This window comes from Anaeromicrobium sp., from assembly GCF_025210435.1.
Classification (GTDB): Bacteria; Bacillota; Clostridia; order Peptostreptococcales; family Thermotaleaceae; genus Anaeromicrobium.
Genome location: NZ_JAOART010000098.1, coordinates 1 through 14555 on the forward strand (window position 1 = coordinate 1; position 14555 = coordinate 14555).

Consider the following 14555-nt stretch of genomic DNA (forward strand, 5'->3'; position numbering starts at 1 on the left):
AATGAAAGTCTTAAAAAAATTAATTAGTCCTTAAATGTTGTAGGCATGAGCATTTAGTAATAATGTAAGCCTTATGTTGAGAGTATAAGGGAAGTTAACATATTTAAGAACCCCATGCCTTTAGGCGTGGGAGCATCAGTGTATATGAAAAACTTTCTTTTATGAATTTATAAAAGCCTATGAAAATGGAAATAAATATATGTAATGGGGTGGATTAGATGATAGAATATGTGAGAGAAGAAAATAATAGGATAATTGCTAAAATACGGGATTTTAATTTGAAGGATACCTTTGAGTGTGGACAATGTTTTAGATGGAATGAGGAAGAAGATGGTAGTTATATAGGGGTAGCTTATGGTAAGGTACTTCATATATATGAGGAGGAAGGTATTTTCACATTTTTAAATACTAATATGGAAGATTTTCAAAATATATGGGTAGACTATTTTGATTTTAATAGGGATTATGGTGTCATTAAGGATAAATTAACAAAGGATGATAATATAATGGCACAGGCAGTGGAACATGGACATGGTATAAGGATACTTAATCAAGATGAATGGGAAACTATAGTATCCTTTATAATATCTGCTAGAAATTTCATACCAAGGATAAAAAAATCAGTAGAGCTTATAAGTGAGAAGTATGGAAGTTTTATCCAAGAGTATAAGGAAAAAAAATATTATGCCTTTCCCACACCGGAGGAACTTTACAATAAGGCAGAAGAGGAATTAAAGGCTTTGAATGTGGGATATAGGGCAAAATATATACAAAGTACCACATATATAGTGAAGGAAAATCAAGTGGATGTGTACACTCTTAAGAATTTAGATAGGGAAATGGCAAAGAAGAATTTACTTAAATTAATGGGTGTGGGACCTAAAGTTGCCGATTGTATATTATTGTTTTCTATGAAAAAATATAATGCTTTTCCCATAGATGTGTGGGTGAAAAGGGTAATGGAATACTTCTATTTTAAGGATGGGGCTACTAATAATCAAATACAGGAATTTGCAAAGGAAAAATATGAAGACTTAGGTGGATTTGCTCAACAGTATATGTTTTATTATGCCAGGGAATTAAATATAGGAAAGTAAGGCATATGAAAGAAATAACCAATGAAATGACTAATTTATTGTTTGAATATGCCCAATTTTGTAACTCTCAATTAAATGAAATTGAGGGTTATTTTAATTTTTCATAGGAGTATAGATTTCTGGTGTATAAACTTGCTTTATGCGGGCCTATTTCAGGAAAATATATTGAAAATCTTTTCCACCCAAGTCCTTGTCACAAGCGAAAGTGTGAATCTTCGTAGGCAAGTTACTGTATAAAGAAAGCTTAGTGTTACGAAATCTATAATCTTAAGAAAATCTTTCGTTTTTAGTAATGTAGTTCTTAATAGATAAGCTTTATAATTATTAATATAATAGTTTTTTTAATATACCTAAGGAAGGAGGGTATAATTTATGAATATACTCGTATGTGATGACGATAAGGAAATAGTTCAGGCCATAGAAATATATCTTAAAAATGAGGGTTACAACATATTTGAGGCTTATAATGGGCTGGAGGCATTGAATGTCATTGAAAATGAGGAGATACATTTAATTATAATGGATATTATGATGCCTAAGATGGATGGTATGACAGCTACTAATAAAATAAGGGATAATAAAAATATTCCAATTATAATCCTTTCTGCAAAATCTGAAGATATGGATAAAATAATGGGATTAAATATGGGCGCAGATGATTATATGACAAAGCCCTTTAATCCATTAGAATTAATAGCTAGGGTAAAATCCCAGCTTAGACGATATACTTCCTTTGGAAGCTATACTAAAAAGACAGGTATATTTAGAACAGGGGGACTAGTAGTTGATGATGAGAGAAAGGAAGTAACCATAGATGGAGACATAGTCAAATTAACTCCCCTAGAATATAAAATTTTAAAGGAATTAGTAGCAAATGCAGGGATAGTATATTCTATTGAAGCCATTTATGAAAAAGTGTGGAATGATTATGCCTATGGGGCAAAGAACACAGTGGCTGTGCACATAAGGAGAATAAGAGAAAAAATTGAGATAAATCCTAAAGAACCAAAATATTTAAAGGTGGTGTGGGGAGTTGGATATAAGGTGGAAAAATATCATATATAGGAGATTTATTAAGGGAGTATCCTTTTTATTAGGAGTTGTTTTTTCAGTTATTATTATAGGTCACCTAGTGGAACTTTCTTCCATGGAAGATATGGATGGAGATTTAATTTTAAACGGAGACTATAAAAGAAGCTATGAATTAGAAACACAATTGAATAATATGAGTTATTATTTAACAAATATTTTAAGTAAGTATAAAGGTGAGGAGCATATTAAAAGTGGTGGTACCTTAAAAGGACATGATTATAATTATGAAATTCGAAATCTATATCGTGATTTTAAAGAAAAATTTTATGAAGAAAGCAAGCTGAAAAAAGAAGAAATAAAGGAAGAGGATGTTAAAAAAGCCTTTGAAGAGGAATATTTATCAAAGATTCAGGTATGGAAAGACAAGAGAATAAATGAGGATTTGAGAACATATAATGAGTGGATAAAGGAGATAGATAGTATAGATGGTTTATATTACTTCATATCTGATGGAGGCTATGTAAAAGCCAATTCAGAAAATAAGTCAAAGGAATTTTTTAAATCCCAACCTGTATATATTATCTATGACGAAAGTGAACAGGATATTTCTATAGAGGATTCACATATAATAGAGTCTATGAATAGAAGATTAGAAAATTATAATAATGAAATTATTTATATAGGTCTTAATGAAGAATTTGTAAATTTAAAAGAAGAGAGTTGGAATAGGAGAAGAAGGTTTTTATTATTTCATCTAAAAATCATTATAGGTGCAGGCATAGGCCTTATGATTACACTTATTCATCTAATGTATACTTGTGGAAGAAAGGAAAAGGATGGTCCATTGAATATGACTTTAATAGATAAACCCTACTTGGATTTAAACTTAATAATAAGTGGCACTATTATAATGGCTTGTCTAGGAGGTACATATTTAGCTTACAGAGAATCGTACCCAATGTTTATGATACCATTAGCTACTATGGCTAGTATTATTGGAATTTATTTAATATTGACCATCACAAAACATATTAAAAATCGAACTTTAATTAGTCATACTTTAATATATAAAATAATAAGAAAAATATTTTCATCCATAGGAAATGGCCTAAAAAGATCTCCACTGGCCATTAGAATGATTCCAACACCAAAGCAGGTAAGGGATTTAGAGATGATAATCACTGGAATAAAGTCAATTGAAAAGGGTCAATTAAATTATGAAATAAAAACAGAAAGTAATGGAGTATATAAAGAACTAGGAGATGGAATAAATGGAGTTACTAAAGGACTTAAGGTTGCCATTGAGAAGGAGTTAAAAAGCGAAAGGTTAAAGACTGAGCTTATTAGTAATGTGTCCCATGATATAAGAACACCCCTCACATCAATAATAACTTATATAGATCTACTTAAAAAAGAAGAGGTAGATTCAGAAAATATTAAAAAATATTTAAAAATATTAGAGGAAAAATCTTTAAGATTAAAAGTGTTAACAGATGATTTATTTGAAGCGTCTAAGGCATCTAGTGGGAGTATACCTGTGAATTTTGAAAAAATAGATATAATATCCCTCTTAACTCAGGTGATGGGTGAATTAGATAATAAGATAAATTCTTCTGGTCTAGATTTTAAATTAAATTATCCTGAGGAAAAGGTCTTTGTAAAGGGCGATGGAAGGTTATTGTGGAGAATTATAGAAAATCTCATGTCTAATATATTTAAGTATGCCCTTATGAATTCACGAGTATATATAGATGTGATAGATTTGGGAAATAGCATATCCATAGTTATGAAAAACATATCTGCCTATGAATTAAATATAGATGCCAATGAACTTATGGAACGCTTTAAACGGGCAGATGAATCGAGAAATAGTGAAGGAAGTGGCCTTGGATTATCCATTGCTAAGAGCCTTGTAGAATTGCAAAAGGGTAGTTTTAATATAGATATAGATGGAGATTTATTCAAGGCTATTGTTACTATTCCTAAACATTAATAGGCCATATGTGTGCCTATTTCAGGAAAATATAATCTGTTTTGTTAATTCCAGTAATTTACGTGGTTGTTAAGTTAATATTTTAAATGAAGTTGGAGATAATAAACAATTGTTTGTTATCTTTTTCTTTTGGTTTTCTTTAATGAGATAAAGCAGTACTACTGTAAGTTGTTTCAATTTCATTGACTTTCATTATTCGACACATGTATAATTTTAACATAGTCAGAAAATTTAAAAACATGAAAAAAGGTTTTGTAGATAAATTATAAATGGAGGGGTACAGATGAAAAAAGTTATTATTGATGGAAATAGTTTAACTCTGAAAGACCTAGTTAATGTGGCAAGACATGGATATAAAGTGGAATTAGACAGTGAAGCTAGGAAGAGAGTAGAAAAATCTAGAGCTTTTGTAGATAAATTGGTTAATGAAGAAAAGGTTGTTTATGGTATAACTACTGGTTTTGGAAAATTCAGTGATGTGGTTATAACTAAGGACGAAGCTAAGGATTTACAAAGAAACTTAATCATCAGCCATGCTTGTGGAGTAGGTCCCCATTTTTCTGAAGATGTGGTAAGAGCCATAATGGTAATGCGTGCAAATGCCCTTTCTAAAGGATTCTCAGGAATTCAACCAAAAACTTTAGATACATTAATCCAAATGATAAATAAGGGAGTACATCCAGCTATCCCAGAAAAGGGATCTTTAGGAGCTAGTGGTGACTTAGCACCCCTTTCCCATATGGTATTACCTTTGATTGGAGATGGAGAAGCATACTATGAGGGAGAACTTATGGATGGAAAGAAGGCTATGGAAATGGCTGGAATTACTCCAGTAGAGCTTACTTCTAAAGAGGGTTTAGCCCTTATTAACGGAACACAAGTACTTACGGCGGTGGGAGCTTTAACTACTTATGATGCTAAGAACTTAGCTAAGCTTGCGGACATATCTGCATCATTAACCTTAGAGGCATTAAACGGAATAGTAGATGCATATGATGAAAGGGTTCACAAGGTACGTCCACACAAAGGACAAATGGATACGGCTAAAAACTTCTTAAGAATAGTTAAGGATAGTGAAAGAACTACTAGACAAGGTGAAATAAGAGTACAAGATGCATATACATTAAGATGTTTACCTCAAATCCATGGAGCTAGTAAAGATGCTATTAACTATGTATTAGGTAAAGTACATATAGAAATGAATGGAGTTACAGATAATCCGCTTATCTTTGCTGATGATGAAGATGCTATTTCAGGAGGAAACTTCCATGGTCAACCAATGGCACTTCCTTTTGACTTTTTAAAGATTGCCATAGCAGAGATTGCTAACGTATCTGAAAGAAGAATTGAAAGATTAGTAAACCCTGCTTTAAGTGGATTACCAGCTTTCTTAACTAAAAAGGGAGGACTTCATTCTGGATTTATGATTGCTCAATATGCAGCAGCAGCTCTAGTATCAGAAAACAAGGTGTTAGCTCATCCAGCAAGTGTTGATTCTATTCCATCCTCTGCAAATCAAGAAGACCATGTAAGTATGGGAACTATTGCAGCTAGAGGAGCTAGAGATATATACTACAATGCTAGTCGTGTAATAGCCATAGAACTTATAAGTGCTGCACAAGCTATAGATTTTGAATTAGACAATCCAAAATTAGGTGAAGGAACTAAAGTTGCCTATGAAAAGATAAGAGAAGTAGTGGCTACTTGGGAAGATGATAGAGTAATGTATAGGGATATAAACAAGGCAGCTGAATTAATAGATGCTAATGTTATAGTTGAAGCCGTTGAAGAAGCTATAGGTGAATTAGAATTTTAATAAAAACTCCTGAGAGATCATTCTCTCAGGAGTTTTTTTATTGGAAAGTTACTGTATAAAGAAATCTTAGTGTTGATAAATTCATAATCACAAAATGAAAAATACGAGTTGGGAAATGTTAAAATTCATAAAAAACACATGATTTGTGAAAATTAAAATGTGGAGACGTTTTAGAGACGTGGATCATATATAATTGGGATTAAGAAGATTACAAAGGGAGTGAATCATTAATGAGTAAAGTTCCAAGTGATATAGAAATAGCACAAAGTGCAAAGATGTTACCAATAGCTGACATAGCTAAAGAGTGGGATATATTAGATGATGAATTAGAGTTATATGGAAAATATAAGGCAAAAATATCTTTAGATATATTTAAGAGATTAGAAAATAAAGAAAATGGAAAATTAATATTAGTTACGGCTATTAACCCAACTCCAGCAGGGGAAGGAAAGTCTACTACAAGTGTAGGACTTGGTCAAGCCTTAAATAAGATTGGTAAAAGAGCAGTAATTGCTTTAAGAGAACCATCTTTAGGACCTGTATTTGGAGTTAAAGGAGGGGCTGCAGGTGGTGGATATGCACAAGTAGTTCCAATGGAAGATATAAACTTACACTTTACGGGAGATATGCATGCTATAACTACGGCTAACAACCTATTATCAGCAGCTATAGACAATCATATTCAACAGGGAAATGAATTAAATATAGATGCACGTCAAATTACTTGGAAAAGAGTATTAGACATGAACGACAGAAACTTAAGAAGTGTTGTTGTGGGACTTGGACCTAAGGGAAATGGTTTTGTTCGTGAAGATGGATTTATGATTACTGTTGCATCAGAAGTTATGGCCGTATTATGCTTAGCAACGGATTTAATGGATTTAAAGAGAAGATTTGGAGAAATGCTAGTAGGATACAATTATGAAGGAGCACCAGTTTATGCTAAGGAATTAGGTGTACAGGGAGCTATGGCCATGTTGTTTAAAGACGCCATTAAGCCAAATATAGTGCAAACACTAGAAAATACACCAGCCCTTATACACGGTGGACCTTTTGCTAATATAGCCCATGGTTGTAACAGTATAATGGCTACAAAATTAGGATTAAAATTAGGTGATTATTTAGTAACAGAAGCTGGATTTGGGGCAGATTTAGGGGCTGAAAAGTTCTTAAACATCAAGTGTAGATATGGTGGATTTAGTCCAGATGCAGTAGTAATAGTTGCTACTATTAGAGCACTTAAGATGCATGGTGGAGTAAATAAAAAAGAGTTATCTGGAGAAAACGTAGAAGCTCTAGATAAGGGATTTGCAAATTTAGAGAAGCAAGTTGAAAATATTAAAAAGTTTGGATTACCAGCATTAGTAGCTATTAATAAGTTTGCTACAGATACTCAGGCTGAAGTAGACCTTCTAATTAAGAAGTGTGAAGATGCAGGAGTAGAAGTAGTATTAAATGAATGTTGGGAAAAGGGTGGAGAAGGCGGAATTGAAATGGCTGAAAAGTTAGTTTCAATGGTTGAAAGAGAAACGCCAGACTTTAAATTTATATACGATGAAAAAGAATCTATTGAAGAAAAGGTAAAGGCCATAGTAACTGAAATATATGGTGGAAGTGGTGCTGTATTTAGTGGAAAAGCCAAGAAACAAATTAAGAAGTTAGAAGAATTGGGACTTGATAAACTGCCAGTTTGTATGGCTAAAACCCAATATTCCCTATCAGATAACCAAAATCTATTAGGAGCACCTAAGGACTTTGAAATAACAGTACAAGAAGTGAGAGTATCTAATGGAGCTGGATTTATCGTATGCTTAACAGGAAATATCATGGTTATGCCAGGACTTCCAAAGGTACCATCTGCTAATAGAATGGATATAGATGAAGAGGGAAATATTTCAGGATTATTCTAAGAACCGTTAGCAGTTAGTGGTTAGCAGTTATCAGTTAAAAGAGAAAATAAAAAAACATTATGGTTAAGAGTTAAGGGATAAAACCCTAAGCCCTTAACCCTAAACTTTAAATCTTTCTTATGGTTTAACGATAAACGTCCAACGACAAACGAATATCATAGGACAAAATTAAGCAAGGAGGAAACAATATGTTATCAAACAAAGAAGTAGCACAAGCTATGGAAATTAAATTAGATTCAGTATTACCAGAATATCCAGTATTCATAGAAGGTTTAAGAAGAGCTCCTAAGAGAGACGTTAATTTATCTCAAGATGAAATAGAATTAGCCCTTAAAAATGCTTTAAGATATGTGCCAGAAGAATTTCATGAGGTGGTAGCCCCAGAATTCTTAGAGGAGTTAATGACTAAGGGAAGGATCTATGGATATAGATTTAGACCAGAGGGAAATATTGTAGGAAAGCCAATTGACGAATACAAGGGTAATTGTATTGAAGGAAAAGCTTTCCAAGTAATGATGGACAACAACTTAGATTTTGCCATTTCCCTTTATCCCTATGAGTTAGTTACTTATGGAGAAACGGGTCAAGTGTGTCAAAACTGGATGCAGTATAGATTAATTAAGAAATACTTAGAAGTATTAACTCAAGATCAAACATTAGTTATCCATTCAGGACATCCATTAGGATTATTCCATTCAAAGCCAGATGCTCCAAGGGTAATTATCACTAATGGACTTATGGTTGGTATGTTTGATGATATGGAAAACTTCAACAGAGCAGCAGCACTAGGAGTTGCCAACTATGGGCAAATGACTGCTGGTGGTTGGATGTACATTGGACCTCAAGGTATTGTTCATGGAACTTACTCTACTATCTTAGGTGCGGGTAGAATGAAACTTGGAATTAAGGATGACCTAAGAGGTAAACTATTTGTTACTTCTGGCCTTGGTGGAATGAGTGGAGCTCAAGGAAAAGCTGTAGAGATAGCTAAAGGTGTAGGTATCATTGCAGAAGTTGACTATTCAAGAATCGTAACTCGTCATGAACAAGGATGGGTAAGTGCCGTTGCTAAGAGTCCAAAGGAAGCCTTTGACTTAGCTAAAGATTATATGGAGAAAGAAGAAACTTGTGCCATTGCATTCCATGGTAATATAGTAGATTTATTACAATATGCAGCAGAAAATAATGTTCATATCCATTTATTATCTGACCAAACTTCTTGTCATGAGGTATATACTGGTGGATATTGTCCACAGGGAATATCCTTTGAAGAAAGAACAAGATTACTTGGAGAAGATAAGGCTAAATTTAAGGAATTAGTAGATGAGACTTTAAAGGCTCACTATGAAGTAATCAAAGAATTAACTAGTCGTGGAACTTACTTCTTTGATTATGGAAATGCTTTTATGAAAGCTATTTATGATTCAGGAATTATGGAAATTTCTAAAAATGGTAGAGACGATAAGGATGGATTTATTTGGCCATCATATGTGGAAGATATATTAGGACCCCAACTATTTGACTTTGGATATGGTCCATTTAGATGGGTATGTTTAAGTGGCAAGCATGAAGACTTATTAAAGACTGATAAGGCTGCTATGGACTGCATTGACCCAGAAAGAAGGTATCAAGATCGCGACAACTATATATGGATTAAGGATGCAGATGACAACAAATTAGTTGTGGGAACTCAAGCAAGAATTTTATACCAAGATGCCCTTGGAAGAATGAGAATTGCCCTTAAGTTTAACGAAATGGTTAGACGTGGAGAAATTGGGCCAGTCATGTTAGGTCGTGATCACCATGATACAGGTGGAACTGACTCTCCATTTAGAGAAACATCTAATATTAAAGATGGAAGTAATATTATGGCAGACCAAGCTACTCACATTTTTGCAGGAAATGCTGCTCGTGGTATGAGTTTAATAGCTCTTCACAATGGTGGGGGAGTTGGAATCGGAAAATCTATCAATGGTGGATTTGGTATGGTTCTAGATGGAAGTACTAGAGTAGATAATATTTTAAAGAGTGCTATGCCTTGGGATGTTATGGGTGGAGTTGCTAGACGTGCTTGGGCTAGAAATGAAAATGCCGTGTCTACTTGTGTAGAATATAATGAAATTTACAAAGGTCAAGATCATATTACATTACCATATATTCCAAAGGAAGATCTAGTAAAGAAATTAGTAGCTGAAAAGTTAGAAAAATAGAAAAGATTAGAGTTAAGGGATAAAAATAAAACTCTAAACCCTAAACATCTTTAAGGAGGAGTTTCACATGAGTGACATAAGAAAAATAGTAGAATGTGTTGTTAACTATAGTGAAGGTAGGGATATGGATAAAATAGAAAAAATAGTTGATCCATATAGAAAAGCAGAAAATGTAAAACTATTAAATTATGAAGCTGATAAGGACTATAATAGAGTGGTAGTTACCATAATGGGAGAGCCTGAGGCAGTAAAAAATTCAGTAGTAGAATCTGTAGGAGTGGCAACTGAATTAATAGATATGACTAAGCATGAAGGTCAACATTCTAGAATGGGAGCCACAGATGTGGTACCATTTATTCCTATTAAGAATATGTCCATGGCAGAGGCTGTGGAGCTTGCAAAGGAAACGGCTAAAGCTATAAATGAAGCCCATAATATTCCAGTATTTTTATATGAAAAGGCAGCAAGCACACCAGCTAGGGAAAACTTAGCAAAGGTAAGAAAGGGGCAATTTGAGGGAATGGCTGAAAAGCTACAAGATCCCCAGTGGCACCCAGACTTTGGTAAGAATGAAATTCACCCAACGGCAGGTGTTACGGCAGTAGGAGCTAGAATGCCCCTGGTAGCTTATAACATTGACCTAGATACTCAAAATGTGGAAATTGCAAATAAAATTGCAAGGGCTATTAGACATTCTGGTGGTGGATTTAGATACATTAAGGCTGGTGGAGTTGAAATTAAGGAAAGAGGAATTACTCAGGTAACAATGAATATTACAGATTATACTAAGACTTCTGTATATAGAGTATTTGAAACGGTTAAAATGGAAGCTAAGAGATATGGAGTTAATGTATTAGGTAGTGAAGTAGTAGGACTTGTTCCTATGGAAGCTTTAATAGATAGTGCTGCTTACTACTTAGGATTATATGGATTCTCAATGGATAAAGTTATAGAAACTAGCTTAATGGAGTAGATGATTATGGCAAATATGATAATTAAAAATGCAAATGAATTAGTAACTTGTAGTGGATTTAAAGCTAAAAGTGGAAAAGAAATGGATAATATTCACATAATAGAAAATGGTGCAGTAGTAATAGAAGATGGAATAATAAAAAAAGTAGGTAAGACAGAGGAAATACTAAAAAATGTGGACCAGTCAAAATATGAAGTTATAGATGCTACAGGTAAGGCTGTACTTCCTGGTTTTGTAGATTCTCATACCCACTTTGTATTTGGTGGATATAGGGAGAAAGAATTTGACATGAGACTTAGAGGCTGTTCTTATATGGAGATTATGGAAGCCGGCGGTGGAATTGCAAACTCCACAAATGGAACACTAAAGGCATCAAAAGAAGAGCTTATAGATCTTGGTAAGAAAAGACTTGATTCCATGTTAAAATTTGGAGTTACTACGGTAGAAGGTAAGAGTGGCTACGGACTAGATTTTAATACGGAGATTAAGCAATTAGAAGTAATGAAGGAATTAGAGAAAATTCATCCTATGGATATAAGTAACACATTCCTAGGTGCCCATGCAGTGCCAGAAGATTACAAGGGCCGTGGAGAAGAATTTATTGATTATATAATTGAGAAGGTTCTTCCCCATGTGGTAGAAAATAATCTTGCAGAGTTTTGTGATATATTCTGTGAGAAAAATGTATTTTCAATAGAAGAGTCTAGAAAATTATTAAATAAGGCAAAAGAAATGGGAATGAAACTAAAATTACATGCAGATGAGATTGTGCACTTAGGTGGAGCTGATCTGGCAGCAGAGGTGGGAGCCGTATCGGCAGATCACTTACTTCAAGCATCAGATGAGGGTATAAAGAAAATGGCTCAGGCTGGAGTTGTGGCTACCCTATTACCTGCTACTGCATTTAGTTTAAAGGAGGATTATGCTCGCGGTAGATTTATGATAGACAATGGTTGTGCTGTAGCACTTGCCACTGACTTTAATCCTGGAAGTTGTCATACGGAATCCATACCATTATTATTTGCTTTATCCACATTGTATATGAATATGACTACTAAAGAGGCAATTACATCACTTACTATAAATGGTGCAGCTGCCATAGACCGTGCCCATGAAATAGGAAGTATAGATGAAGGCAAAAAAGGTGATTTAGTAATCCTTGAATTCCCTTCATACAAGTTTATCCCATATCACATAGGAGTTAACACTGTAGAGAAGGTTATAAAGGGTGGTAAATTAGTTGTAAATAACGAAAACAGCGGATTAGTATATTAAAAGATGGTTAGCGGTAGGCGGTTAGCAGTTAGCGGTTTTAAATAACTTCTTCTGCTAACAGCTGACTGCTAACGAAAATAAATAAAGTTTTAGAGTAATAAATTTCAAGGTATAAAACTCTAAAATATATCCAGGAGGCTATATAAAATGTTAGTAGATTTAAATGTTAAAGAATTTTTAAATAAAACAGCTTCTAAGGAACCAGTTCCTGGTGGTGGAAGTATAGCAGCCCTATCTGCAGGTATAGGAGCAGCTCTAACTGAGATGGTTGCAAATCTTACTATAGGTAAGAAAAAGTATGTGGAAGTAGAAGAAGAAATGAAAGAAATAGCTGAGAAGGCTGAAGAATTTAGAAATGAATTTGTCCTTGATATAGATAGGGATTCAGATGCATTTAATGAAGTTATGGATGCATTTAAATTACCAAAGGAAACGGATGAAGATAAGGCTAAGAGAAAAGAAGCCATTCAAGCTGGATCTAAGAGTGCATCTTTAGTTCCACTAAGTGTTGCTAAAAAGGCCCTAGAGATTATGGAAATCATAGAAGTCGTTGTAGTAAAGGGAAATCAAAATGCCGTAACAGATGGTGCTGTAGCTGCCATGATGTCAAGAACTGCTGTATTATCTGCGTTATATAATGTAAAGATTAACTTAGGTTCTATAAAGGATGAAACCTTTGTAGAGGAAGTAAGTGCACAAGTAAAAGAGATTGAATCAAAGGTAGAGGAAGTAGAAAAGAGAATCTTAGGAAAAGTAGTATTATAGATTTTGTAACGTTCCACAACTCCAAAAATTTTCAATATAGTTACCTTCCTAGGCAAGCAGAGTTATTTTTTTTATGCATAAGTTTCACAATATGAAATATGGTTAAGAGATAGGCCTTAAGCCTTGGGACTCTTAACCATATTTTATTTTTTACAAATATTATAAAAAAATTGAGGGAAATCTAGTACAATTATTTATATAGATAAATTATGATTAAACTAGATGTATAGATTTCGTATTTATAAACTTGCTTTATGTGGGCCTATTTCAGGAAACTATTGAAAATTTTTTCCACCCCAGTCCTTGTCACAAGCAAAAGTGTGAATCTTCGTATATAGGTTCATGAGTCATGTTCAAGTAGCATAGGATGTTGTGACGTTCCAGGGTTGCCAAAATTTTCAATAGTTTCCCTTGTAGGCAAGTTACTATATAAAGAAAGTTTAGTGTTACGAAATCTATATAGGCACCTATTTCACCTGACAGGTGGTCAAAGTTTAGTGATTCTAGAATTGGTATATATAATTAGAAAAGAGGGAGATAATGTGGAAGGGAAAGTTATAGAAAAATTATATGATATGATTAAAAATAAGGAAGATGCAGCATTAGTAACTATAGTAAATAGTACTAGGGGAACTCCTAGGGGAGAAGGTAGTATGATGCTTGTGAATGAGTTAGGAGAATTAGTAGAAGGTACTATAGGTGGTGGAAAAATAGAGATACAAGCCATGGAAGATAGTAAGGAATTGATAAAGAGAGGTTTATCTAAGAACATTAAGTATGAATTGAGGGAAGATGGATTAGGTATGGTTTGTGGTGGTAATGTGGAAGTCTTTGTTAAGGTATTTAAAAAAAAGGATGAATTACTAATTGTAGGGGGAGGACATATAGGCAATAAACTTAGCAAATTGGCTAAGATACTGGGATATTATGTGGTAGTAGTAGATGACAGACCAGAATTAGTAAACAAGGAGACCTATCCAGAAGCAGATGAATTATTAGTTGGAAATATGGAAGAAGAATTAGGAAAATATATTATAAAAGATACTAGTAATATTGTAATAGTTACCCATGGACATAAACATGATCAAATATCCTTAGAAAGGGTAATGAGAAGTGAAGCTAGATATATAGGTATGATAGGAAGTAAAACAAAGGTAAAACATTGCTTTAATAATATGAAGGAAAAGGGATATGGTGAAGAAGAATTATCTAGGGTATACTCACCTATAGGATTAAACATAGGAGGAGAAACACCAGAGGAAATATCCTTAAGTATATTAGCTGAGATACAAGCTGTGAAGTATGAAAAGGAATCGGGTTCTTTAAAAATAAAATTATAATATGGATTTCTGGTGTATAAACTTGCTTTATGCGGGCCTATTTCAGGAAAATATATTGAAAATCTTTTCCACCCAAGTCCTTGTCACAAGCGAAAGTGTGAATCTTCGTATATAGGTTCATGTGTCATGTTCAAGTAGCATAGG

The 14555-nt window shown here is 33.6% G+C and carries 10 protein-coding genes; all 10 read left to right on the top strand.

Features of this window, described 5'->3' with window-relative positions; genetic code table 11:
* The first annotated feature begins 218 nt into the window (after positions 1-218).
* The 10 genes from N4A57_RS12095 (at position 219) to N4A57_RS12140 (ending at position 14411) form a co-directional block, all read left to right on the top strand.
* The gene (locus N4A57_RS12095) at positions 219-1097 is read left to right on the top strand and encodes a DNA-3-methyladenine glycosylase family protein (protein WP_293658253.1); all 879 of its coding nucleotides are present in this window, start codon (positions 219-221) and stop codon (positions 1095-1097) included.
* 372 nt (positions 1098-1469) lie between these two features.
* Complete coding sequence (locus N4A57_RS12100) at positions 1470-2162, top strand: response regulator transcription factor (protein WP_293658254.1); 693 nt, start codon at positions 1470-1472, stop codon at positions 2160-2162.
* On the top strand, positions 2131-4122 hold the full coding sequence (locus N4A57_RS12105) for a sensor histidine kinase (protein ID WP_293658255.1): 1992 nt from the start codon (positions 2131-2133) through the stop codon (positions 4120-4122). Before N4A57_RS12100 ends, N4A57_RS12105 begins: the two co-directional genes overlap by 32 nt.
* A gap of 283 nt (positions 4123-4405) precedes the next feature.
* A complete protein-coding gene (gene hutH, locus N4A57_RS12110; RefSeq protein ID WP_293658256.1) occupies positions 4406-5938 on the top strand; it encodes a histidine ammonia-lyase in 1533 nt (510 codons plus the stop codon).
* A 230-nt stretch (positions 5939-6168) separates the two neighbouring features.
* Positions 6169-7848 (top strand): formate--tetrahydrofolate ligase, encoded by a 1680-nt coding sequence (locus tag N4A57_RS12115; RefSeq protein ID WP_293658257.1) that lies wholly within the window; start codon positions 6169-6171, stop codon positions 7846-7848.
* A 188-nt stretch (positions 7849-8036) separates the two neighbouring features.
* The gene (locus N4A57_RS12120; RefSeq protein WP_293658258.1) at positions 8037-10058 is read left to right on the top strand and encodes a urocanate hydratase; all 2022 of its coding nucleotides are present in this window, start codon (positions 8037-8039) and stop codon (positions 10056-10058) included.
* 67 nt (positions 10059-10125) lie between these two features.
* The gene (gene ftcD, locus N4A57_RS12125; RefSeq protein WP_293658259.1) at positions 10126-11031 is read left to right on the top strand and encodes a glutamate formimidoyltransferase; all 906 of its coding nucleotides are present in this window, start codon (positions 10126-10128) and stop codon (positions 11029-11031) included.
* A gap of 6 nt (positions 11032-11037) precedes the next feature.
* Entirely contained in the window at positions 11038-12306 is a 1269-nt protein-coding gene (hutI, locus tag N4A57_RS12130; protein ID WP_293658260.1) for an imidazolonepropionase, read from the top strand.
* A gap of 147 nt (positions 12307-12453) precedes the next feature.
* A complete protein-coding gene (locus N4A57_RS12135; RefSeq protein ID WP_293658261.1) occupies positions 12454-13071 on the top strand; it encodes a cyclodeaminase/cyclohydrolase family protein in 618 nt (205 codons plus the stop codon).
* Positions 13072-13568: 497 nt separating this feature from the next.
* Positions 13569-14411 (top strand): XdhC family protein, encoded by an 843-nt coding sequence (locus N4A57_RS12140; RefSeq protein ID WP_293658262.1) that lies wholly within the window; start codon positions 13569-13571, stop codon positions 14409-14411.
* The last annotated feature ends 144 nt before the right edge of the window (positions 14412-14555 follow it).